This is a genomic window from Halonotius aquaticus, from assembly GCF_003605575.1.
Taxonomy (GTDB): domain Archaea; phylum Halobacteriota; class Halobacteria; order Halobacteriales; family Haloferacaceae; genus Halonotius; species Halonotius aquaticus.
The window spans coordinates 209,731-231,315 of the sequence record NZ_QKNY01000018.1; the positions used below are offsets into that span (position 1 = coordinate 209,731).

Here is a 21,585-nt window from a genome sequence, read left to right on the forward strand (position 1 = left end):
TCAGAACCTACGCGTCGTGGTCGCGGAAGCCATCGATGCCGAGATCGTGGAGGGCTTTCGAGACATCGCCGACGCCGCCCTGCAGTGAGTCGTGGTACTCGATCAACGCCTGCTCGATCTCCTCGTGTTCACGCGCGATGATCTGACCCGCTGAGAGCCCAGCGTTAAACGACTTGCCGGCATCGACAGCCGTCAGCGGCGCGCCGGTCGGCATCCCGATGACGCTGTCGACGGACTTCTCCTGGACGGGGACGCCGATCACCGGAATCGGGTAGGCGATCGACGCGGTCATATTCGGCAGGTCAGCGGATTTTCCGCCCGCACCGGCGATGATGACGTCGAGCCCGCGGTCAGCAGCAGTCTCGCCGTAGACGGTCATGAGTTCCGGCGTCCGGTGTGCGGAGACCACATAGCTCTCGAAGGTGAACCGGCTCTCGGGTGGATTATCGAAGTCGGTCTGCTCGGCAAAGCCGAGTTCTTCGAGGGCCTCGTACGCGCCGGCCATCACATCGAGATCGGAATCCGAACCCATGATGATGCCAACATCCGGGGTCGTTTCCGGATCGCGCTGCTGGGCGGCTTCGGCTTCGAGTCGATCCATCAGCTCTTGGACTTCGGGTGCGGTTGTCATTGGTTTGGATGCTCCCAGCGGCGGCAAGTGTGTTGTGGTTGCGCTACTCGCCGACGAAGGTGACGCCATCGCGGAGCGATTCCGCGCGGTCGAGCAGCGCATCGCGGTCGCCGGGGTCGTCGGCGTCAGCGTCCGGATCAGTGACGGTGATATGCCCCATCTTTCGGAGCGGGCGAGCCTGTTTTTTCCCGTACCAGTGGAGATGGGCGTTCGGCGATTCAAGGACGCTATCGACGTTGTGGAGCGTCGCTGCCTCGGGCTCAGCCACGTCGCCGAGGATGTTTACCGAGACAGTTGGTTCTCGGAGGTCAGTCGATCCGAGCGGCCAGCCGAGGACGGCACGAACGTGGGTTTCGAACTGCGAGGTGCGCGCACCTTCGATCGTCCAATGGCCGGAGTTGTGTGGCCGCGGCGCGATCTCGTTGACGAGGATTTCGCCGTCCTCGGTTTCGAAGAGTTCGATCCCGTAGACGCCGTAGCCGTCGAGAAACTCCAAGACATCACGAGCGACCTCGCGGGCGCGATCACGTGTCTGATCGTCAGTGCGGGCCGGTGAAACGCTGGCCCGGAGAATCTCCTCCTCGTGGATCGTCTCGGTAACAGGATAGGTGGCGACGCCGTCGGCTCCCTTGACACCGATGACCGAGAGTTCGCGCTCGAAGGGGACGAATGCCTCGGCCATCGTGTCGACGCCGAGTTCGTCGAGGGCGGCGGCCGCCTCGTCAGGCTCCTGAACGGGTGTGTTGCCACGGCCGTCGTAGCCGCCCTCGCGGGCCTTGAGCATCACGCCGTCGAGTTCCTCGACTGCGAGCCGGAGGTCTTTCTCGCCGCCGATCCCGATGAAATCCGGCACCGGAATGCCGGCGTCGGCGAGGGCTTCCTTCTGGACGAGTTTGTCCTGAATCGTCCGGAGGGTGCCGGGATCGGGGTTGATCGGCACGTCGTACTCGTCGGCGACCGATTCGAGCAGATCAGGATCGGCGAGTTCGATCTCGAAGGTGAGCACGTCGCTTGCGGCGGCGAGTTCCCGTACTGCGTCGGGGTCGTCGAAGTCGCCGACGATCTGGTCGCGGGCGACAAGCGAGGCCGGACACTCGGGTGTCGGATCGAGGACGATCACCTCGACGCCGAGCGGCGCGGCAGCCTCGGCGAGCATACGACCGAGTTGACCACCGCCGACGACGCCGAGCGTCGGGCCGGGGAGCGTTGTCATACGCGGGAGATTCCGGCGGGCGAAAATAAGGGTTCTTACCTGCGGTGTAACCGGCTCCGACCGGATGTTTTTATCCGAAGCCGCAGCAGACCCCGCGTGGCATGGCACCACTGGCTCCGAGCGCTTGGCTGGCTCCTCGTCTGTGGCTGCCTCCTCATCGCCGCGCCATCTGTGGGGATGGCAAGCGCAACAACAGACACCGCAACGACAGGGGAGATTGTCGAACTCTATCCCAACCCGACGACCGACGAAAACCGCGGTGAGTATGCAACTGTCACGATCACCGAACCGGGCAACTGGACGCTCACCGACGGCGAGGGGGTCGTCGACCTGCCGGACGACCGGACTGGACGGTTCGCCGCGACGAGACACCCCGACAAAACCGCGACCTACACGAACGCAATCCCGGTCGCCACCGACGGCAGCTTCCAACTCGCTGTCAGCGGTGAGACGCTGACCCTTCGCCGCGGCGACAGCGTCGTCGACACTGTCAGCTACGCGGACGCCCCGGAAAGCCAGCAGTGGCGCGCCGATCGCGAGCCACGCTGGCAGCCCGCGGGCTTCGAGCCGCGAGCACCCACCACCGTCACCGACGCGTCAGTCGAGGCGTTCGTCCTCCCCGATAATCCAGCCGCACCGATCGAGGCGATCGACGACGCCGACGACCGACTCTATCTCGCGGCCTACACGCTGACCGATCAACGGGTCGTCGACGAGTTGATCGCCGCCCGCGACCGCGGGGTCGACGTGGCCATCCTCGTCGAGGGTGGCCCGGTCGGTGGCATGACGGAACAGCAGGCGACCGTCCTCGACGAACTCACCGCCGCCGGCGTCAACGTGCGTGTGATGACCGGCGATGCGGCACGATTTCGGTATCATCACGCCAAGTACGCCGTCGCCGACGACACCGCCGTTGTTCTCACCGAAAACTGGAAGCCATCAGGCACCGGCGGAGCCGACAGCCGCGGCTGGGGATTGATCGCCGACTCGGCGGGGGTCGCCAACGAACTGGCCGCGATCTTTGAACACGATACAACGTGGAAGGATACCCCGAAGTGGGAGACTGTCCGAGGAGAAATCGAGACCGTCGAAGCTGAGGCGGCGACCGGCTCGTATCCACAACGCCACCCGCCGATGTCGACGACAGCCGACAAGCTGCGGGTGTTGGCTGCCCCCGACAACGCTGAATCGGCACTGGTCGAACGCATCAACAACACTGAGGAGGAACTACTCATTATTCAGCCGTCGATCGGCGACCGCGACTACCGGCTGCTCCGGGCGGCGATCCGCGCGGCCGATCGCGGCGTCGAGGTGCGGATCCTGCTGAGTGGAACCTGGTACGCCGAGGAGGAAAACACGGCGCTGGCGGAGACGCTGCGCGATCGGGTGGTCGACGACACCGTCCCGCTCAGCGTTCGGGTCGCCGACGAGAACGACCGATTTGGGAAAATCCACGCCAAGGGGATCGTCGCCGACAACACCGCGGTCATCGGCAGTCTCAACTGGAACGACAACTCCGCCGAAAACAACCGCGAGGTGGCGATCGCCGTCACCGACGCCGCCGTCGCCGACTACTACCGAGAGGTCTTCACCGGCGACTGGCAGGCCGGCGGCGACGGCGGTGGGTTCAGTGTTCTCCCAAGCGGCGAGCTTCTGGCCGGGCTCGTGGTCGTCGCTGTCGCCGTGATCAGTGCCACCGCGCTGCTCGCGAAGCGGTGGCTGGTCTTTGTTGAGAACTGAGGAGGCAGTAGCCGACCGCGTTATTCCAGCGGAGCCGTACTCGACAGCGATTCGTCAAGGTCGGCGTCAGCCATCTTCTCGACCAGGAGGTCGATCACCGACTCGCGGCGACCCTTGACGAACTTGATCGAGCCGACGACGAGGTGGCCGCCGCCGGAAACACCGGAGCCGGGGAGTTCCTCGTTGAGCTCGGTCACCATCTCGGGGATATCGAGCCGGACGCCGTCGGAGCGGAGCACGGCGAAATCCGGGCCGTAGCCGATCGTGATCACGGGTTCGCCGGTTTCGGTGACCTTCCGGTCGTGGAGGTTGCCGGTCGTCTTGCCGGGCGCAGGGTAGGTAAACCGATGGGCGAAGTTATCGAGATCGATGCGGTAGAGATGCGCCTCGGAGTCGAGTCTTTCGTGTTCGACATGCGGCTCAAGGGCGTCGAGTTGACGTTCCACGTCACGTTCAGCGCGCTCAGCGAGGAACTCAATGAGGCGTTCGTGGCGATCGGAATCGTCACAGCCCACGTCAAGTACGTCGTTGACGAGGGTCTTGCCCTCGCTGTAGCGCAGCCAGTGGGCGGCGTAATCGAGGGCCTCGCCGATGGCTTCGAGATCGTCGCGATCGTAGCCGGCTTCCTTCGCGCGGAAGACAAACCGCGGCATCACGTCGGCTTTCGAGCGATCCGAGAGGCCGGCGACCGCCGGCACGTGTTCGACATCATCGCTGATCGAGGGGTCGATCAGCCGGGCGAGTTCGACCGACATCATGCCGGTCGTGATCCGGTAGTCCTCGCCGTAGAGGTAGGGGTTGATGTGGGCGTCCAGCAGTGGGTCGACCGCCTCCGGATCGGGGTGGTGGTGGTCGAGAACGACGATCGGGATGTCGTAGTGGGCGAGGTTCCGGTAGGCCGGCACATCCTCCTCGGTCGAGCCGTTATCGAGCATCACCAACAGCGGGAGCTTCTGGCCGTGGCGATCCTGGCCCTCAAGGGCGAAGTTGAGATCCCGCGTCACGTCCTCCATCTCGTAGTAGGGAGCCTTGCTCGGCAGGCGTTTACAGAGGTGTTCGGGGGCGTCGGGATCGGCGTGTACCTCGGTGATGAAGTTTTCTAGGGCGAGTTGCAGCGGCGTCGCCCCACACATCCCGTCGCCATCAGCGTGATGCCGGATACGGATCGGGCGACCCTCAAGAACTGTCCGCCGCAGCCGTTCGGCGAGATCCACCAGATCCTCGAAGATCGGCTCAAACGCGGGCCATTCGATCAGTGGCTCGATGTCGGCCGGTGTCGCCCGCTCGGAAAGCGTCTCATCGATCGACTCAGCCGCAGCCGCAGCCGTGTCGTCGGCGAGGATCGTCAGCGACTCGATTTCCAACTGCCGAACATCGTCGTGGAGTTCAACCGCCCCGTTGATCCGAACAACATCGTCGACAGCGGCATCAGGGTACGCTCGGACGCCAGCCTCCTCAAAGGCCGCACCGCTGACGATCCCGGTGCCGTCGGTGACCTCGAAGATGGTCGGCCCGCCGGTCTGTTTGATCTGGACGAGTTGCCCCTCGACGGTGACGGTCTCGCCGGTTTCGAGGTCATCGATCGCCGTGATATCCGGTTCGTGTTCGCGAAGCTCCGTCCGGTAGTCGTCGAACGCGGGAAGATCGAAGGCGAGATCGCCGTTGTCCTTTGCGGAATCAAGGGTGACAACGAGGCGGTCGCCCACGTCGTAGGCGCGATCAAGATTCGACTCGTGGATCAGCCCCGAGACGTTGTCGGAGATGTCAACGAAGACGCCGTAGTCGACGACGCCGTTGACGACAGCGTGGTAGTGTTCGTCCGGTGAGACATCGGTGATCGTACAGTCAGGGGCGAGATCGTACACGACGGGACGCGAATCATCCCGAACGCCGGAATCCCCGGCGGACTCATCAGTCATATACGTCCGATAGGAGTGACCAACGTGTTAAGCTTGTTATCTCCGCTCGCCGGGGCTTTCGGAACGCTTAGATGGCCGCCCGGCCGAAGAGATGGCAATGCGGCTGTTCCGTTCGAGTGAGATCCTCGGCATCGCCCGTGAGACCTTGGAGTTTGCACTCGAAGCCAGCGAGGCGACCCACCCCAACGAGTATATGGGCCTCCTTCGAGGCGAGGACGCCCGCAAGTTCGATCTCGAACGGCGCGGCCAGGTCATCACCGACGTGTTGGTGATTCCCGGCACCAAATCCGACCCCCAGAGTGCGACGGTCAAATCAAATATGATCCCCAACGACCGCAAGGCCGTCGGCTCGGTGCACTCCCACCCAAACGGCGTGTTGCGACCGAGCGACGCGGATCTGAAAACATTCCACAAGGGCAACGTCCACATCATCATCGGCTCACCGTACGGCTGGCGCGACTGGAAGGCCTTCAACAGCAATGGCGACCCCCGATCACTCGATGTGCTCGATGTCGACCTCCCCGAGGAGCAGTTTTTCGACTTCACACAAGCAGACATTGACGCCGAACTGCGGGCCGAGGGTCGCGACCCCGGCAGCGAGGAGTCCGAGCGATGACCGAACCGACACGCGCGGTCGCCCAGGGCACGTTCGACCTGCTGCATCCGGGCCATATCCACTACCTAGAGGAGGCTGCGACGTACGCCGACGAACTTCACGTCATCGTCGCCCGGCGAGCCAACGTCACCCACAAGGAGCCGCCGATCCTCTCGGATCGCCAGCGACAGGAAACTGTCGGTGCCCTCGGCGTCGTCGATGCGGCCCACCGCGGCCACCCCGAAGATATCTTCGTGCCGATCGAGCAGATCGATCCCGATGTGATCGTCCTCGGCCACGACCAGCATCACGACGCCGCGGCGATCAGCGAGACACTGGCCGACCGCGGCATCGACTGTGAGATCGAGCGGGCAAGCACCCGCGAGCCGAGCCACGACGCGGAACTGCTGTCCTCGCGGGCGATCATCGACCGGATTCTAAAGCAACGCGGCTGAGAGCCGGGTCGGTGCCGACGAGGCGACGGCATGGCAACATCGGTCGGTTTTTGTGGGCGACGGGTAGTTCGATCAGTATGGGATTTGGAAGCTACGACGAGTCCGAACAGCAGGATCAAGACGTCGAGACGGACGACAGCGACGGCGTCGCGGTGCACGAAAACGACCACGACGGCGAGATGTCGTTCGAATCCGATGCCGATACAGACAATCTCATTGATCAACTTTCTGAGATGAAAGACGACGAAGACGCGTAGTCGACGCCCACAGCAGTCGTTTGTAGACGCGATACCGACCCGGTTGACGGAACGATTATGCGCGCCGGCAGCGAAGCCGGGCTGTGACCGACGGCGATCCGGCGGCCGATGAGACACCCGACGGCGACGCTCCCCAGCGTCGGGCGGCGAAACGCGAACTCGCACTCACGCTTATCGAACACCTCGAAACCGACGAGCTGCCGCTGTCGGCGGTGATCGATCGGATCGAGACGGTGACCACGAGCCCATCGCTCACCCGGGAGATCCTCGATACCGCCGAAAAACGGGGGCTCATCGAGCGCGAGGATGGCCGGATTCAGGTGCGGCGCGGCGGGAGCTTCGTCCGCTTCGACCAGCAGGTCGTTGCCCGCGACGGCGAGTTTACCTGTCAGCGATGTGGTGCGGGGCTCTCAACGGGCCATTTCATCGTGTTTGAGACCGGCGAACTCGGGCCGTTTGGCTCGGCGTGTATTCGGAAAGTCGTTGGCCGCGACGATTAGATCAACAAGAAAAACGGCTGTTATCGACCGCGTCGGAGCTCTTCGATCAACGTCTCGATCAGTTCGTTCTGGCGGGCCAGTTGCTCCTCTTGGCGGTTCATCCGCTCGGCGAGGGTGGCGACCGTCTCAGACAGATCATCCTCATCGACAGGGCCAGCGGACTCAAACCCGGAGTTTTCAAAGCCACTCGATTGTGTCGTCTCGGGCGTCGCGGCGTCAGTAGTCGTCGTCGAATCGGCTGCGGTTCCGGTGGTAGTGGTCGTCGGCTGGCTTTCGGCCTCGCTGTCGGCGGTCGTCGACGACGGGTTCTCGCTGGTGGGCGTCGTCCCGCTGTCGGCGGTCGTCGTGGGCTCACTCTCGGCAGGGGTTGATGATTGGTCGCTACCGCCTTGGCCGAGCGACGCCGCGAGCGCCTCATCGCCAACAGACTCGCTTTCTGTCGACTCCGTGGCTGCGTCTGGGTTGCCCTCGGGGTCAACGTCTGGTGGATTCGCCCCAAGCGGATCGATCCCCTCGCCGAAGTCGAGTTGATCGGCCGAGGCCTCCGCATCGACTGGTGTGTCCGGCTCGTCGTCGGCCGCCGCAGCGACCTGCGCACGCAGCGCGTCGATACTGTCGACCTCGTGGAACGCACAGACCGCGTCGACGACAGCCTCTCGGACAGCGCGGGCGTCGTCGCTGGGGATCTTAAACCGATCCTGCCGACCGTCGTGGGTGAGGACGACCGTGGTGGCAACACTACCCTCCTCGAAGGTTACGTCGGTGATCGACGCGTACTCGAAGGTCTCGAAGTCCTCAGTCCAGACCGGTGTTCCGATATGTTTGACGACCTGCCGGCTGGTGATGATCAGCGTGATCTCACTAAATCGGAACGTCTTCAGGACGCTTTCGCCGGGCTCGGTGACGCCGGCAGCGTTGATGACGCCAGCGAGGATCGGGAACAGCGCGTCGTCGATCCGGGATGACGGCAGCGACAGCGTCTCGGTGCCATCGAGGCCGTACTCCATGGTCAGCTTGGCTTTCCGGCGGCCCTCCGACAGCGTGAGGCGTTCGGCGTCATGAGGGTACTCCTCGACGGCCTCATCGGAAAGGAGCCCCTCAGCACGGTAGACGAGCGTCCGCGTCGGCGTGACCGCAAGGATGTCGTCGCCACCCAGCGAGACCTCCGCGACGGCAGGTTCCTCGCCCAGTGCGGACGTAAGTGCGTCGGGCAGACTCATTGCTATATGATGCCGGTGGTGGGTCATAAATCCGGCTGTCTCATTGGGTATAAAAGGGGCATTGACAGCGAAAGCAACGGGCAGCCGGCGGGTCGGATAGCCGACAAATCGCCTGCCGAGAGACCGCCGTAGATGAGAAGGTTAAAGAACCGGATCAGGGTATATTGGGGTGCGGCCGGGTGGCTTAGCTGGACATAGCGCCGCACTCATAGGGTTACTGAGATTCGGTGCGGTACCGCCTTGGAAGCGTCCGCTCCCATGAGGCCTGCCGAGCCTCGTACCTGGGATATGCGGAGATCGTGGGTTCGGAGCCCACCCCGGCCATCATTCTACTGTCAGTCTCGCGTGACAGCGAGGGAAACCCGCTTTGAGCAGTTGAAAAAGGAACGTAAGCCGTTAGACCGGTCGTTCGGTGCCGCTGGTGCCAAAGAGATAGGTGCCGGTAGTCAACAACACAGCAGCGATAAGAAGAATGCTGTACGTTAGCAGTCCCTCCTGCCAGAGCAAGCTAGGGATGAAGAGCAACGCCCCGACGACGAACAGTGCGATCCCGATACCGGCCTGATTCGGTATATCCATACTGCCCGACAGTCTGGACGCAACTGTCTTGAGCGTTCTGCTCTCTCGACTTCACGTAGTGTCGGTCACTGACAGTCACAACAGCGGTGGCAGGTGCACTGATGCCCGGAGAGGTTCTTACCGAAGATAGTGAAACAGCGGTATTTGTCTCAAATCTGGGAGATCGAACTGTGCAAGATGTAGAGCGTGAAGTCAGTACGGACTTTGCGTGTGGGCAGTCGAAGTGAATCTTGGATTTCTCCACTTGTTCAGTTCTTGGCTAACTGATCAATACGCGTTACCCGCGGAGACTTGTTCGGATAAATGAAAACAGGGACGAAGTCATGTCTGGCTCTGATAGAGAAGAACCAGGATCGCGAGCCCAATGAAGAAATCCGGAATAAACACGAACGCACCGATATTTGGCCGGGGTCGGAAGCCAAATATGTTATGGACTAACGGATTTGAAGAAAACGCGTAGAGGAAGAGCGCAAGGCTCAGGACGAGTAGGCTTGCTGTGTACTTGTTCGGAAGATCGCGATAAAGCTGCACGTAGATGGCGAGGAGTACAACCAGTAACACGAGATTTAGGGTTGTGAAAAAAACCTCCATTCGAATAAGCAGTTCAACCTGGGAGGAGAGCGCCCTCGACGGTGGGCCATGGGATGGAATCGTTGTGAAGAGTGCAACTAAGAGTGCGATACCACTCGCGACGGTCGCACTCGCTACTGTCGTTCCAAGTGGACTCTTGATCCAGTTACGAATCATCATCAACTCCGGCCTGTTCCGCCACGTCTTCCATAATATCGAGGTTGTTCATCATTCTGTCTGAGAGGAAGTACATCTGCCCGTACTTGTCGCCCTCCGTGGTCACGATATTGCTCTCTTCGAGGACTTCGAGGTGGTGCTGTACTGTTTTGTAGTTCAAATCTAGGTCATTCGACAATTGATTGGTGTTTCGTGGCTGGTCGTTGAGTGCGCGGAGGATACGAAGCCGATTGCGGCCTCCACGAGAGCCACCAATGAGCCACCAGAGCAACTGCCGCATCTATTAAGTGTTCATCTGGTCGGTGCAAATATATTCTGTCTCGGTTCGAACGATACGACGGCCTCGAATTAATCACCAATCCAAGAGATAATTCGATCAGCGATTTCACCGTTATTATCGTCTTGCATCATGAGATGTGTATTTCCGGATATCCCTTCGTCCGGAAGGCTAAGCAGCGTCGATGCGGGACTTGTCTCTCCTGCGAGTTCTGCAGTTGTCTGTGTTGCTTCCTTGCGACCAGTCTGTCCACGCTCGTCGACATAATCGCCATACACACCCATAAACGGTGCATCGCCACCCATCTCCGCCACAGTTTGGGGGTCAGTCGGCGCACCGACTGGCTCAACTGCGACGATCCGTTCAACGAGGTCTGGCATAGCTTGTGCAACCGTGAATCCGGAACTACCGCCCGCTGAGTGAACGAGCAGCACCCCCGGACCAACACGATTGAGAAGCGCCTCTAAGGCGGCAGTCTCTTGGGGTGGTGCAAACCGACTCCCACCGCCACGTCCACCCGTCTGGCTTCCACTTTGTCTACCGCCACCTCCGCCACCAGTGCTAACGTATGCGGGGAATGACGCAACGAGTTGGTCGACTGACTCGACCGGGTATCGAACGTCCTCGTATGGGTCACCGACTTCAGAGCCGAACCCCCACGTCGGCCATGCTCGATCGATAGACCAGCGAGAGAGTGACGCAGAGTCAGAGTTCTGGAGGGCAGCAGTGTCTAAGCCACCTGAATCGACGTTTCGAGGGGGATTGAATACATACACTGGATGGCCAGCTTCGGCAAAGTACTCCACCCAGCCGCGTCGACCGTCAGGTGTCGTCCGATAAATGTACGGTGACAACCCAAGACCGGGCACCATTACGACGGGTGACTTGTCGGTGGCCGTATCGGGCCGTGTATATACGACTTCAGCACGTCCGTCGATGACCGTACTACTGCTTGTGTCTGCGTTGCCGACGTAGAAATTTCCGAACGTCGGAGAGTCGTCATTCTGTTGTTCGGATGGCGGAGAGGCCTGTGTACTGGTGTCCGGTTCGCTGTTGTCAGTTGTGCTATTGCACCCCGCGATAGTCGCAGCAAGTGCGACTCCAGTTGCGCGAAGAAACGCTTTCCGAGAGATACCCGATGACATACAGATCGTACTGGCCGGGAAACTGACTTAGTCGATTGCCGAAATCGGCCACAGGTTAGGCACAAATTCAGTCCAGTTCATGTAGAACGCCAGATATTGACAGATGATAATAAGTTGAGGTAACTACCATGTCGCTCAGAGCATATGCATTGAGAGCACCGGTCTCAACTTCTGCAAACCGATTTCTGTTGTTTGTAGAAGAACTATAACTTGGTTACTGTGTTGAAATTCTCCGATAGCGTGCTGAATATGCGCTCTCCATCTTGCATGCCACCCAATAACAATATCGCTAAGCTGATCGTTGTTTCACACAGTTAGCTAAGAGCCCCGGAGAAATAGGCACTTGAACGCGATCAACGTGATGCAAGCGTGGTGGTGAAATAGACTGGCTGGGAGGAACGAACGCATGACGGCAGCAACGGAGCGTTCAGCTATCCGTCAGCCGGTTTGATGACTGTCGTTGCACTGTCGGCAGCGGCGGGAATGAACACGTCGGTGTCGACCGTCTTTTTCTGTCCGGACGCGACAGTGCCAACCGGACAACTCCGACTCGATAGCAGTGTCTCGCCGTCATAGAACTCGACAACGAGGTCGATATCGATGGCTTCGCCGTCGTTGTCGATCGTGACCTCGGCACGCCCGAGTTCATCGTTGATATCGGCCACAGCGTGGTTGTCCCCCTTACTGTTGTAGAAGACCGGATCGGTAGCGGTGAAGTGCTCGGCAGCATCGCCAAGATAGCGGAACAGCCCCTCGCTGATCTGTTCGTAGTGATCGTAGGCTGGGCTCTCCGCATCAAGGATCGTCCCGATCGGGTTGAGCGCGGCCCGAAGATCACTGGCGATAGTCGATCGGTTACTAGGATTCGTTTTGAGCCGCTTGTACTCCGTGATAAACGGGTCGAACTGCTCAGGGAGATCGCCGTCATACTGCTCGCTGAGTGCCTGCAGTTGCTGATCAAAGTTGAGCATTGGCGGCAACGAAGCAGACACCGGTTCCGCCGGAACCCACGGTCGCTTTGCGTCGGTCGGACGGGGTGTCTCGTCACCTTGCTCCGGCGTCGTCGCATCGAAATACCCAAGCGAATCAAGGAGTGCGGCAAACCCGGCACTGACCACAGTGATGATGAGTACACCGGCGGTCAGCAGATGTGAGACCGGCGGCTCAACCGGGCCGAGTTGAAACAGCGCGATAAACACGCAGGTGACGCCGCCGATCGTCAACAGGAACGAGCCAAGATTTGGATCCTCGCCGGTCAGAAACTCAATGCCCGAGAGGAACCCTGCGTCCGTGGGTGACGTCGTACTGTCAGAGGAAGATTCTGGTGGACTCATGTTAGTCAGCCTGTGGTTGGCTGGCGGCACTGTTGGCGTCAATGGCCCGTCGAAGCACCTGCACGAGGTGCGACACCCAGATGCCGGCAGTAAACCCGAACAGGGTGCCAACGGTTGTCATCCGGAGCGTGTATTCGAACGGGGAAAACGCGGCAAGAATACAGAGCCCACCGAAGATGACCATCAACACATACTGAACACGGGTGTCGCTGTTTGCACGGCGTATCTCACTAAGCATCTCTACACAGTAGAGGACGTACAGTGGGTTAAATCCATTGTGTAGCACAGGTTCACAGATTGCGGCGGTGGTATCGGTAAAACAAGTCGGGCTGATAGCTATCGGCTATCGTTGTCGATCGTCGTTTACACTGGCCGGTGACAAAATTTGTCACGCGACAACCAGGGAAGGGTGCCGCTGTGTTCAACAGTTGGTTACTCGACGATTTCCTCGGGTGGCTTCCGCTCGCCGGCCGGCACGACGACATCAAGCCAGTTTTCCTCCGGCGGCAGCGGGCAGGCGAAGGTCTCGCTGTAGGCACAGAAGGGATTGTAGGCGAGATTGAAATCCAGCGTGACGGTGTCGCCGTTTGTGAGTTCCTCGTCGGGTTCGGTCTCCATATACCGCCCGCGGTGGTAGGTCTGCTGGCCGGTCGTCTTATCGCGGAACGGGATGAAGATCGTATCCGTATCATCGCCCTCTTGTTGATAGCCGGCGAGCTGTTGGCGTTCATCGCGGAGTTCGAATTCGAAGATATAGGCGCGAAGGTAGCGGATCGGTTGGCCCGCGGTCACGTCGAGTTCGATCGGTTCGGGGTTCCCGTAGACACGAACGCGTGTCGGAACACGGAATTCTGGCTTAGGTTCGAAGTACGACAGGCCATCGAAATCGTCCCGTACCTCGGGCTGGATCGGCGACTGTGAATGTTCGGTGAAGAACTCGTCTTTGTCCGCCCGCATCTGTTTGATCTCGCTGACCCAGCGTTCGTACTCTGCTTCGGCGTCAGTCGCGTCGGAATCGGTCATACCCCGGATTTGGGGCGAAGCTACCTAACGGCGTTGCACCGCGGCGCGCCTTGCTGTCGAAGATCGATGGGCGGCCCACAATCGAAGGGTCGTTACTGCCAGGAGGCGAACCCGGGGTATGGCCGATCTCAACCCGATCGCAAAGCGGATTCACAACGTGACGCCTGATCCGGTGCGGCTGACGCTGGACGATGGTACCGAAGCCATCTTCGAATTCGAATGGACGGAGTTCTTCCAACAGGAGTTTCAGGCAGAGGGCAGCCGCGTTGACGACGACGCCAGCTACCGACTTGTCTCCAGTGACGACAACGAGGACGTGCTTGTCGGTCGCCAACCCACTGACAGCGACGGCTGGGAGATGCTCGGCGCGATCGCCACCGCAGAAGCCGCCGACAGCGACGCGTCCTAACGGCTGTTAGCCGGAGTCCTGGGCGTCGACGACGGCGACACCGGCGAGGTTGACGATATCCTTGACCTCATCGCCGCGCTGGAGAACGTGTACCGGCTTGTCCATCCCGACAAGCATCGGGCCGATCGCCGCCGCGCCGCCGAGCCGTTGGAGGAGTTTGTAGCCGATGTTGCCCGACTCCAGATTCGGGAAAATAAGGACGTTTGCGGGCGCGTCGAGTTGCGCGAAATCGTAGGTGTCGCTGAGGATATCCTCGACGACTGCGGTGTCGGCCTGCATCTCGCCGTCAACCGGGAAGTCGACCGCTCCGTCCCCGTGGAGCCGTGAGACAGCCTCCCGGATGGTGGCCGTCGCCTCGTTGCGAACGCTGCCGAAGTTCGAGTACGACAGCATGGCGGCTCGCGGCTCAACGTTGAAACTGCGGGCCAACTCGGCGGTGTGTTTGGTGACCTCCGCCAGCACGTCGGCGTCGGGGTGCTGATTGACCGTCGTATCGGCACAGAAGACAACGCGATTTTTGAACGCAAGCAGGTAGACCCCGGCGGCGTAGTTCGCGTCGTCTGCGGTGCCGATCACCTGCAGCGGCGCGCGCAACGCCGAGGGGTAGTGGTGGGTGAGCCCGGTCAACATCGCGTCGGCGTCGCCGGATTCGACCATCACACTGCCGAGATAGTTGGTGTCGCCTTCGATGAGCTCGGCCGCCTCGCTGCGGGTAATCCCCTTGCGACGCCGTAGCTCATACAGCTGGTCGGCGTAGGCGTCGAGTTCACGGCCGCTGGGGTCGACGACCTCCGGCTCGAAGGCCAATCCGAGGCTATCCGCCGTCTGGCGGATCTCGGCTTCGTCGCCCAGGAGTACGGGATCGGCGATCCCCTCCTCGTCGAGCTGGTAGGCCGCCCGGATCATCTTTTCATCCGTGCCCTCGGCGAGGGCAACGCGTTTGGGATCGCTTTTGGCCTTGTTGAGGACGATCCGCATCATCTCACGGGATTTGCCGAGCCGGGCCTCTAGCTGTTCGGCGTAGGTGTCGAGGTCGTCGATCTCGGTGCGCGCACAGCCGCTGTCCATCGCCGCCTCGGCGACCGCGGGGGCGACCTCGAACAGCACCCGTGGATCAAGGGGTTTCGGGATCACGTAGTCGGGGCCGAATTGGAGGGGTTGATCGCCGTAGGCTTTGACGACCTCGTCAGGAACGTCCTTACGGGCTAACTCTGCCAGCGCCTCGGCGGCGGCGCGTTTCATCGCCTCGTTGATATCGGTCGCCCGGACGTCGAGCGCGCCACGGAAGATGAACGGGAAGCCGAGGACGTTGTTGACCATGTTTGGATAATCGGAGCGGCCGGTAGCAACGATCACGTCGTCCTCGCGGGCGGCTTTCGCCGACTCATAGTCGATCTCGGGATCGGGGTTGGCCATCGCAAAAATGATCGGGTTGTCGGCCATCGAGCGCACCATCTCTTGGGAGACGATGCCGCCGACAGAGAGCCCGACGAAGACATCCGCACCGTCCATCGCGTCGGCGAGGTCACCGTCGGGCACATCGCGGGCAAACCGCTGTTTGTACTCGTTGAGGTCATCCCGGTCGGTTGTGATGATCCCCGAGGAGTCACACATCGTGATATTGTCGTGGTCGACGCCGAGTGAGACGTAGAACTCGGCTGTCGCGATCGCCGAGGCCCCAGCCCCAGAGAAGACGATATCCAACTCATCGAGGGGCTTGCCGGTGATGTCGGCCGCGTTCAGCAGGGCTGCACCCGAAATAATGGCTGTACCGTGTTGGTCGTCGTGAAAGACGGGGATATCCATCCGCTCGCCGAGCCGATTTTCGATCTCGAAGCACTCGGGAGCCTTGATATCCTCCAGGTTGATGCCGCCGAAGGTCGGCTCCATGGCGGCAACCGACTCGACGAAGGCGTCGGGATCGCTGATGTCGAGTTCGATATCGAAGACATCGATGTCGGCGAACCGCTTGAACAGGACGCCCTTGCCCTCCATGACGGGTTTGGAGGCCTGCGCGCCGATGTCGCCGAGGCCGAGGACGGCCGAGCCGTTGGAGACGACGCCGACGAGGTTGCCCTTCGCGGTGTACTCGAAGGCGGCCGTTGGATCGTCGTCGATATCGCGACAGGGGGCGGCAACGCCCGGCGAGTACGCTAAACTCAGGTCGCGTTGGGTGTTGGTCGGTTTCGTCGTCTCGATTGCGATTTTTCCCGCTGGCGGTTCCCGGTGGTACTCGCGTGCATCGTCATCTAATCCCATACCACGCTGATGCCGGGGCAGTCACAAAAGTACTGGCTCCGCCGGCCGGCGATCGACCCGTTCTCCCGCTGCGATCAGGGTGGTGTCAGAGCTCCGGTGGCGGTGGCGAATATGGCGAACTCGTACTTCGGTCGGAGAGTTGGGAGATGGAGCCGTGCAACATACGCAGGGTGAGTCGGTCACTCACGTTATCCACATCAGTCCTCTATCCGTCGGTGGTCTTTTAGGTGTCTTACAGCGCGGGCAACGTATATTCACACTAACATTGTAAATTCGTCCGTATTTGACACATTTAGTTGTAGTTCTGTTCATTTATGCTCGTAGCTTTTAACAATACATAAATATTTGCGCTAATTATTGTTAACTGCCATAATTTACGCTGTCGTATTTCTCAATCGCAGATGCACGCCTTTCATCTTGCATACCAACTGGTGACAAGACCAACCGGTTGTTTCGCCGCGTTCGATCAGATCAGAGCCCGTTTCGACAGCCTCACCTGTCTCGTTTCGGCAGCGTCACCCGGATTCGGTTGCCGCCGGCCTCGCGTGTTTCAACCGCGATCGATCCCTCGGAGAGTTCGATGACCCAGTAGATGAGCCAGAAGCCGAGGCCGCTGCTGTGGTACAGCGCGTCCATCTCATGGTCGCCGGTGAGCACGCTGGCCTCCATGGTTGGGATGGCGACACCGTTGTCCTCGACGGTCAGCGTGACCGCGTCGTCGACGGCGACGGTCACGTCGACAGTCGGGCAGTCGTCGGTGTTGTGCGTGACGGCGTTCTCGATCAACTCGACGACCGCCGCTTCGAGCGCGTTGATCCCGCAGGTCGGCGCGGTCTCGGGCGTCGACAGCGTGAGTTCGGCATCGGGATAGCGGTCGCGGACGGTCTCGACGCCGGCTCCGACGACCGCCGTAAGATCGAGCGGGCCCGACGATTTCCCGTCGGTCAGCGCCTCGATGATGCCGCGCTGTTTCTCCGCGCTGGAGAGGAGATTTTCGCCTGTGCGCCGGATGACGGCGGCGCGGTCGGCGGCCTCGGGCGCCGTCTCCTCGATCAGCTCGGCGTTGCCGATGATGACGCCCATGTCGTTGCGGACGTTGTGTCTGAGGAGCGTGTCCATCACCGCAAGCTGTCGCTCGCGGCGGCGCCGGTCGGTGATATCGCGGGCGAAACCGGCGATCCGGACGACATCACCGGCTTCGATGATCGGCTCGGCCTGTACCCACACCCAGTGTTGGTACTCTGTCGCCGCGTCGACCCGGTACTCCATCTCAACTGATTGGCCGTCAACGAGACAGTCCATCGCCTCCGTCACCGCCGGTCTGTCGTCGGGATGAACCGCAGCAAGGAACGCCTCGGGGTCGGCTTCGATGGCCTCGATCGGCTATCCGAACACCGACTCGTAGGCAGGGTTGACAAACAGTAACTCCGACCAGTCGCCGCTGAACAGCCACAACACGTCGCTGGTCGTTGCCGACAGCTCACGGAGGCGCGTCGACAGCGTCCGGCACTCCTGTTTGGTGCGCTCGCGGTCGGTAACATCGCGGGAGCTGACGACGTAGCCATCGAGGCGATCGTCGGTCACGTTCGACATTTGGCTTTCCAGCCAGACCCAGGAGTCGTCGGCCGCTCGAAAGCGGTATTTGACGCTACCGGCGGTGTATCCCTCGCGGTTGATCGTCTCGGTGAACCGTTCCCGAACCGCATCGACATCGTCAGGGTGGAGATAGTCGAAAGTGTTGGTGCCGACGAGATCGTCCGGCTCGTAGCCGAGGATGCGCCGCGCTGCGTCGTTGACGTAGGTGAACCGCCCGTCGTCGTCGAGGAGAGCGATCTTGTCTTGAGCGTGATCAAGGAGGACGCCAAGTGAGGCCGAGCGTGACATGGATGGGGTACCGCTTGAGGCAGCGTGAACCCGGGTCGGAGACTGCGGGACTAACTAAATAATCGTGATATATGCGTAAAAAACTGTGCCGTAAGCGGCGTCTCGGATAACGAACTTCGATTACTCGACGACCGCCGTTTCGCCACCGTCGTCGATGGCGTCCGTCTGGGGTCGCAGCCGCAGATCGTCGTCACAGGCCGCCAGCATCGCCACCTCGTAGTTCGTGACGTAGGTCAACACCGCGACCTGCACCGGTAACAGCAACACCCAGCCAATCAACAGCGTCACCAGCGCCAGCAGGCCTAACACCAGAAGTGCGGCGTTGGAGGCGGTCACCGCACTGACGCTCCCAAAGACGCCGAAGACGATGACGAGAGCGATGACCCCACCGATGGTAAGGACGATCCCGTAGACGAGTATCGAGAGGATCGCTCGGGCGATGCCGACCGCCAACAGCAGCAGGAAGTGGACGACAAGATAGACGCCGAACTGTGACAGTTGCCCGCGGAAAACGGGCCAGAATCGCCGCCACCCGTCGAGGACGCCGCTGTCGGTGACGACCATCGTCGGGACGACAAACTCGCTTGTGATCCGGCTCACGATCGTCGAGAGGAGCATGACGCCGATGACAAGGAGGCCAGCCGCCACAAACACCAGCGGGCCAACCGGAATGTCGGCAACTGCGAAGAACACCACGAGTCCAGCGAGCGGCCCGACAGTCAGCAGTCCGAGCCCAAATTTAAACACATACAACCGGAGCGCCTGGCCGAATCGACGTTTGGCCGGCTCGATGAGCCGAACCGTGTCGGTCTGGAGATCGTCGTAGAAGACGAATCGCAACGTCTCCGTGAGGAGGCCGAGCACCAGCACGATGGCGAATGCCAGGAGGCCGATCGCAACGAGGAGCCCGAGTTCGGCACCGGCCATCTCAAACAGTTCACTCGGCGGCGGCACCTCACCGGTCGGCGGCGCGCCGGCGGTCACGTTACCGTCGGGGGCGAACTCGCCACCCGTCGGCGAAGCGGTGATGTTCTCATCCGGGGTTACATTGCCACCGGCAGGGCCATCGCCGGGGAACGAGGAGGGGAGGTTCAACAGGCCGAGGCCGGAGCCGCCCGTCCCGACGAAGATCGAGATGAGGGCGAGTTTCAGCCATCGACCGACAGCAAACGGGGACAGAAACGACCGAGTTTCCTCGATCGCTTCGTCGACACTATCGATCGCGTGCCATGACATATGTGTGACCAGTCCTGACGCCCTCAAAGGGGTTTCGAAGGCTCAAATCGCGTTAGGGATCCCGATGCAGCACCGCTGGCCGGGTGAGTGTGGCGTCGCCGTCGACGGCGTCAACGGCGGCCACATCGATCGTCGGCCACGCGTCGGGCAGCGTCAGCGGTTCGATGGTGTTGTCAGTGACCAAGACGGTACCCTCGCTTTTCGCGCCCTGCACGGTCGGATTCCACGCGTAGGCCATCGGCGTGAAGACAGAGGCGTCGTGATCGGGCGTGGCGATCCACTCCCGGCCAGCGAAGCCGGCAGCCCCACCCTGATGATGGTGTGTCCACTCATCAGGCCAGTCGACAGCGACGTAGGCCCGCTGGATGGCGTCAAACACGTCGCCGGCGGTGCCACCGTCGGCTGCAACCTGCTGGGTCGCCGCCAGCGCGCTTACCTCGACGGCCGCAGCAGCATGGTGGCGGTCGGCGAGCCAGTCGGGCGCGTCGAAGGCAACCGTTCGGGTCGCACTCGCATAGAGGCCGCCGCGGTGGGCCGTGACCGACAGCAACGCGTAGTCGCCAAGTGCCGTCTCGGTCGGCGTGTAGTGGCGGTACCCCTGAGCACGCTTGTCGCCACCGACGAGAACCACCGGCGCGACGAGCCCGCGGGCTTCGAGTGCCGCCCGGAGTTCGGTGGCGACCTCGCGTTCGGTGTCCGTGGCGGCGATCGACCGCCCGACAGCCTCGATGGCCGCGGCCACATCCGCGCCGACCGCCCGATAGCGATCGATATCGGCGTCGGTTAGCGGCTGGCGGAGTGTTGTTGGGTCGACCGTCGCAAAGCCCGGCACGTCGAAATCGGCAGCGGCCGGCGTCGGCGACCGCTCGGCGACAGCCTCGGCCAGCGAGTCGGCATACCAGTCGGCGGCGGCGACCGTGAACTCGGATGGAAGCTCTTCGTCGCGGAGCCGCGGGGCTTCGATGGTGTCGGTGACGACGCGGAAGCCAGCCTCGCGGTCGTAGCCGGCGGCGGCGACGCCGACCGGCCCCTCGCGGTCGACGACGTTGCTGCCGCCGGTCAGCCACGCGAAGCTGTTGGGACGAGCAAACCAGACGGCCGCGAGATCGGTCGCATCGAGATAGGTAGCAAGTCGTGCCCGGCGGTCGGCTAACGGCGGCGTTGCAGGTGGCATATCACGCTCTTAGATTGCAGCTACTTGAAGCCGGAGCACCGCCGTCCGAATGCAGTGAACGCGCGTGTGAACAAGCCTAAATAGCCAGCGGCCCGACTTGCGGCAAATGCTTGAACGCCCAAACTGGTTCACGTTTCGACGGTTTGCGGCGGTCACGACAGCCCTGACGGTGTCGCTGATTACCCTCGGCGTCTACACCTCAGCGACCGGCTCCGGGCTGGCCTGTCAGGCCCAGTGGCCGCTGTGTTCCGACCAGTTGATCCCGACGCTGACGATCAACCCGGATTTTATCGAGTGGTTCCACCGGTTCGTTGCGATGATCACCGGCTTCTTCATTCTCGGGACGGCCGGCTGGGCGTGGCAACGCGGTGATCGGCGGACGACACGCGCCGCTGTCGGGGCGGTTGTCCTGCTCCCGCTGCAGATCTCGATCGGCGCGATCACCGTGACGATCAACGGGCTCGTGCCGTGGGGGTATGCGGTTCCGACGCATGCGGCGCACCTCGTGGCCGCGCTGTCGATCTTCACGCTGTTGTCGCTGACGACGATCTACGCCTACCGCGAGCACCACAGTCGCCCGCCACGCACACGGAGTCGACGCGCCCTCGGTGTTGCCCTCGTCGCCCTGTTGGTCAGTGGCCTGTTTAGCCGTGGCGTCCCGCTGTTGCAGTATTCGCCGGGCGCCCAAGCGTGGTATTACGCCGTGTCGCTGGTCGCGGTTGTCGGACTGTTGGCGACGGTGCACTGGCTGACCGGCGTCGACCGGCTCGGCCGGCAGTTGGCCGGTGCCGCCCTTGTGATCATCGTCGGCACCATGCTGATCGGCCGGGATCTCATCGTCTACACGCCGACCGTCCAACTGCTCAATTTCGGGCTGTATGTGGCCGCAGTAGTGCTCGTCTCCGCCGGGCTCTGGCGACTGTTCGGGAGGGCACCGTCGCCGTCGACACCGTTTGGAACCGAGCACTCAGAGTAGGACGCATCGTCG

At 61.6% G+C, this 21,585-nt stretch carries 22 protein-coding genes and 1 tRNA gene; 8 read left to right on the forward strand and 15 right to left on the reverse strand.

Going from position 1 to position 21,585, the window contains the following annotated elements:
- Window positions 1–7: 7 nt before the first annotated feature.
- Window positions 8–631 (reverse strand): 5-(carboxyamino)imidazole ribonucleotide mutase, encoded by a 624-nt coding sequence (gene purE / locus DM826_RS10625; protein WP_120103405.1) that lies wholly within the window; start codon window positions 629–631, stop codon window positions 8–10.
- Between the two features lie 43 nt (window positions 632–674).
- On the reverse strand, window positions 675–1,955 hold the full coding sequence (purK, locus tag DM826_RS10630; RefSeq protein ID WP_321167530.1) for a 5-(carboxyamino)imidazole ribonucleotide synthase: 1,281 nt from the start codon (window positions 1,953–1,955) through the stop codon (window positions 675–677).
- On the opposite strand from purK, the gene DM826_RS10635 reads away from it, so the two are divergent.
- Window positions 1,941–3,584, forward strand: a complete 1,644-nt coding sequence (locus tag DM826_RS10635; protein WP_233735775.1) for a phospholipase D-like domain-containing protein — start codon at window positions 1,941–1,943, stop codon at window positions 3,582–3,584. The two genes, purK and DM826_RS10635, sit on opposite strands and share 15 nt — an antisense overlap.
- 20 nt (window positions 3,585–3,604) lie before the next feature.
- Here DM826_RS10635 and DM826_RS10640 read toward each other — a convergent pair whose 3' ends face one another.
- Complete coding sequence (locus DM826_RS10640; RefSeq protein WP_120103408.1) at window positions 3,605–5,503, reverse strand: DHH family phosphoesterase; 1,899 nt, start codon at window positions 5,501–5,503, stop codon at window positions 3,605–3,607.
- Between the two features lie 97 nt (window positions 5,504–5,600).
- Here DM826_RS10640 and DM826_RS10645 point away from each other — a divergent pair, with 97 nt between their 5' ends.
- The 4 genes from DM826_RS10645 to DM826_RS10660 all read left to right on the forward strand — a co-directional run bounded on the left by DM826_RS10645 (window position 5,601) and on the right by DM826_RS10660 (window position 7,310).
- Window positions 5,601–6,119 (forward strand): Mov34/MPN/PAD-1 family protein, encoded by a 519-nt coding sequence (locus tag DM826_RS10645; protein WP_120103806.1) that lies wholly within the window; start codon window positions 5,601–5,603, stop codon window positions 6,117–6,119.
- Window positions 6,116–6,553 carry an adenylyltransferase/cytidyltransferase family protein gene (locus DM826_RS10650; RefSeq protein WP_120103409.1) on the forward strand — a complete coding sequence of 146 codons (438 nt, stop codon included), beginning with the start codon at window positions 6,116–6,118 and terminating at the stop codon, window positions 6,551–6,553. The genes DM826_RS10645 and DM826_RS10650 overlap by 4 nt, the downstream gene beginning before the upstream one ends.
- A 77-nt stretch (window positions 6,554–6,630) precedes the next feature.
- Complete coding sequence (locus DM826_RS10655; RefSeq protein WP_120103410.1) at window positions 6,631–6,810, forward strand: DUF5786 family protein; 180 nt, start codon at window positions 6,631–6,633, stop codon at window positions 6,808–6,810.
- An 83-nt stretch (window positions 6,811–6,893) separates the two neighbouring features.
- Window positions 6,894–7,310 carry a DUF5830 family protein gene (locus tag DM826_RS10660; protein ID WP_267899981.1) on the forward strand — a complete coding sequence of 139 codons (417 nt, stop codon included), beginning with the start codon at window positions 6,894–6,896 and terminating at the stop codon, window positions 7,308–7,310.
- 20 nt (window positions 7,311–7,330) lie between these two features.
- On the opposite strand, the gene DM826_RS10665 is transcribed toward DM826_RS10660, so the two are convergent.
- Window positions 7,331–8,530 carry a DUF7115 domain-containing protein gene (locus DM826_RS10665; RefSeq protein WP_120103411.1) on the reverse strand — a complete coding sequence of 400 codons (1,200 nt, stop codon included), beginning with the start codon at window positions 8,528–8,530 and terminating at the stop codon, window positions 7,331–7,333.
- A gap of 173 nt (window positions 8,531–8,703) precedes the next feature.
- Here DM826_RS10665 and DM826_RS10670 point away from each other — a divergent pair.
- A tRNA-Met gene (locus DM826_RS10670) sits at window positions 8,704–8,854 on the forward strand.
- 72 nt (window positions 8,855–8,926) lie between these two features.
- On the opposite strand, the gene DM826_RS10675 is transcribed toward DM826_RS10670, so the two are convergent.
- The 6 genes from DM826_RS10675 to DM826_RS10705 form a co-directional block, all read right to left on the reverse strand.
- Window positions 8,927–9,109 (reverse strand): hypothetical protein, encoded by a 183-nt coding sequence (locus DM826_RS10675; RefSeq protein WP_120103412.1) that lies wholly within the window; start codon window positions 9,107–9,109, stop codon window positions 8,927–8,929.
- Between the two features lie 736 nt (window positions 9,110–9,845).
- Window positions 9,846–10,136, reverse strand: coding sequence for an ArsR/SmtB family transcription factor (locus DM826_RS10685; RefSeq protein ID WP_120103414.1), 291 nt, complete (start codon window positions 10,134–10,136; stop codon window positions 9,846–9,848).
- Window positions 10,137–10,204: 68 nt separating this feature from the next.
- On the reverse strand, window positions 10,205–10,513 hold the full coding sequence (locus tag DM826_RS13245) for an alpha/beta hydrolase family protein (RefSeq protein ID WP_233735776.1): 309 nt from the start codon (window positions 10,511–10,513) through the stop codon (window positions 10,205–10,207).
- A gap of 1,196 nt (window positions 10,514–11,709) precedes the next feature.
- Window positions 11,710–12,612, reverse strand: a complete 903-nt coding sequence (locus DM826_RS13180) for a hypothetical protein (RefSeq protein ID WP_205738832.1) — start codon at window positions 12,610–12,612, stop codon at window positions 11,710–11,712.
- A 1-nt stretch (window position 12,613) separates the two neighbouring features.
- Window positions 12,614–12,850 (reverse strand): hypothetical protein, encoded by a 237-nt coding sequence (locus DM826_RS10700; RefSeq protein WP_120103416.1) that lies wholly within the window; start codon window positions 12,848–12,850, stop codon window positions 12,614–12,616.
- Between the two features lie 194 nt (window positions 12,851–13,044).
- Entirely contained in the window at window positions 13,045–13,635 is a 591-nt protein-coding gene (locus DM826_RS10705) for a DUF1684 domain-containing protein (protein WP_120103417.1), read from the reverse strand.
- 118 nt (window positions 13,636–13,753) lie between these two features.
- Between DM826_RS10705 and DM826_RS10710 the strand changes: the two genes are divergently transcribed.
- On the forward strand, window positions 13,754–14,044 hold the full coding sequence (locus DM826_RS10710) for a transcriptional regulator (RefSeq protein ID WP_120103418.1): 291 nt from the start codon (window positions 13,754–13,756) through the stop codon (window positions 14,042–14,044).
- 6 nt (window positions 14,045–14,050) lie between these two features.
- Here DM826_RS10710 and DM826_RS10715 read toward each other — a convergent pair whose 3' ends face one another.
- From DM826_RS10715 to DM826_RS10730, 5 genes are all read right to left on the reverse strand, one after another.
- On the reverse strand, window positions 14,051–16,303 hold the full coding sequence (locus DM826_RS10715) for an NADP-dependent malic enzyme (protein ID WP_120103419.1): 2,253 nt from the start codon (window positions 16,301–16,303) through the stop codon (window positions 14,051–14,053).
- A gap of 492 nt (window positions 16,304–16,795) precedes the next feature.
- Window positions 16,796–17,683, reverse strand: a complete 888-nt coding sequence (locus DM826_RS13325; protein ID WP_321167533.1) for a PAS domain-containing sensor histidine kinase — start codon at window positions 17,681–17,683, stop codon at window positions 16,796–16,798.
- A 3-nt stretch (window positions 17,684–17,686) separates the two neighbouring features.
- Window positions 17,687–18,187: a PAS domain-containing protein gene (locus DM826_RS13330; protein WP_321167531.1), complete on the reverse strand. Its 501-nt coding sequence runs from the start codon at window positions 18,185–18,187 to the stop codon at window positions 17,687–17,689.
- 120 nt (window positions 18,188–18,307) lie between these two features.
- A complete protein-coding gene (locus DM826_RS10725; protein WP_120103420.1) occupies window positions 18,308–19,423 on the reverse strand; it encodes a DUF7544 domain-containing protein in 1,116 nt (371 codons plus the stop codon).
- A gap of 52 nt (window positions 19,424–19,475) precedes the next feature.
- Window positions 19,476–20,597, reverse strand: coding sequence for a M24 family metallopeptidase (locus tag DM826_RS10730; RefSeq protein WP_120103421.1), 1,122 nt, complete (start codon window positions 20,595–20,597; stop codon window positions 19,476–19,478).
- 106 nt (window positions 20,598–20,703) lie between these two features.
- Here DM826_RS10730 and DM826_RS10735 point away from each other — a divergent pair, with 106 nt between their 5' ends.
- Window positions 20,704–21,573: a COX15/CtaA family protein gene (locus DM826_RS10735; protein WP_233735777.1), complete on the forward strand. Its 870-nt coding sequence runs from the start codon at window positions 20,704–20,706 to the stop codon at window positions 21,571–21,573.
- The last annotated feature ends 12 nt before the right edge of the window (window positions 21,574–21,585 follow it).

Bases quoted from the DNA above. Each gene is read 5' to 3' on its own strand.
- purE (WP_120103405.1), bottom strand. From the start codon at position 631: ATGACAACCGCACCCGAAGTCCAAGAGCTGATGGATCGACTCGAAGCC.
- DM826_RS10640 (WP_120103408.1), bottom strand. From the start codon at position 5,503: ATGACTGATGAGTCCGCCGGGGATTCCGGCGTTCGGGATGATTCGCGT.
- DM826_RS10645 (WP_120103806.1), top strand. From the start codon at position 5,601: ATGCGGCTGTTCCGTTCGAGTGAGATCCTCGGCATCGCCCGTGAGACC.
- DM826_RS10650 (WP_120103409.1), top strand. From the start codon at position 6,116: ATGACCGAACCGACACGCGCGGTCGCCCAGGGCACGTTCGACCTGCTG.
- DM826_RS10655 (WP_120103410.1), top strand. From the start codon at position 6,631: ATGGGATTTGGAAGCTACGACGAGTCCGAACAGCAGGATCAAGACGTC.
- DM826_RS10665 (WP_120103411.1), bottom strand. From the start codon at position 8,530: ATGAGTCTGCCCGACGCACTTACGTCCGCACTGGGCGAGGAACCTGCC.
- DM826_RS10675 (WP_120103412.1), bottom strand. From the start codon at position 9,109: ATGGATATACCGAATCAGGCCGGTATCGGGATCGCACTGTTCGTCGTC.
- DM826_RS10685 (WP_120103414.1), bottom strand. From the start codon at position 10,136: ATGCGGCAGTTGCTCTGGTGGCTCATTGGTGGCTCTCGTGGAGGCCGC.
- DM826_RS13245 (WP_233735776.1), bottom strand. From the start codon at position 10,513: ATGCCAGACCTCGTTGAACGGATCGTCGCAGTTGAGCCAGTCGGTGCG.
- DM826_RS13180 (WP_205738832.1), bottom strand. From the start codon at position 12,612: ATGAGTCCACCAGAATCTTCCTCTGACAGTACGACGTCACCCACGGAC.
- DM826_RS10700 (WP_120103416.1), bottom strand. From the start codon at position 12,850: ATGCTTAGTGAGATACGCCGTGCAAACAGCGACACCCGTGTTCAGTAT.
- DM826_RS10705 (WP_120103417.1), bottom strand. From the start codon at position 13,635: ATGACCGATTCCGACGCGACTGACGCCGAAGCAGAGTACGAACGCTGG.
- DM826_RS10710 (WP_120103418.1), top strand. From the start codon at position 13,754: ATGGCCGATCTCAACCCGATCGCAAAGCGGATTCACAACGTGACGCCT.
- DM826_RS10715 (WP_120103419.1), bottom strand. From the start codon at position 16,303: ATGGGATTAGATGACGATGCACGCGAGTACCACCGGGAACCGCCAGCG.
- DM826_RS13330 (WP_321167531.1), bottom strand. From the start codon at position 18,187: ATGTCACGCTCGGCCTCACTTGGCGTCCTCCTTGATCACGCTCAAGAC.
- DM826_RS10725 (WP_120103420.1), bottom strand. From the start codon at position 19,423: ATGTCATGGCACGCGATCGATAGTGTCGACGAAGCGATCGAGGAAACT.
- DM826_RS10730 (WP_120103421.1), bottom strand. From the start codon at position 20,597: ATGCCACCTGCAACGCCGCCGTTAGCCGACCGCCGGGCACGACTTGCT.
- DM826_RS10735 (WP_233735777.1), top strand. From the start codon at position 20,704: ATGCTTGAACGCCCAAACTGGTTCACGTTTCGACGGTTTGCGGCGGTC.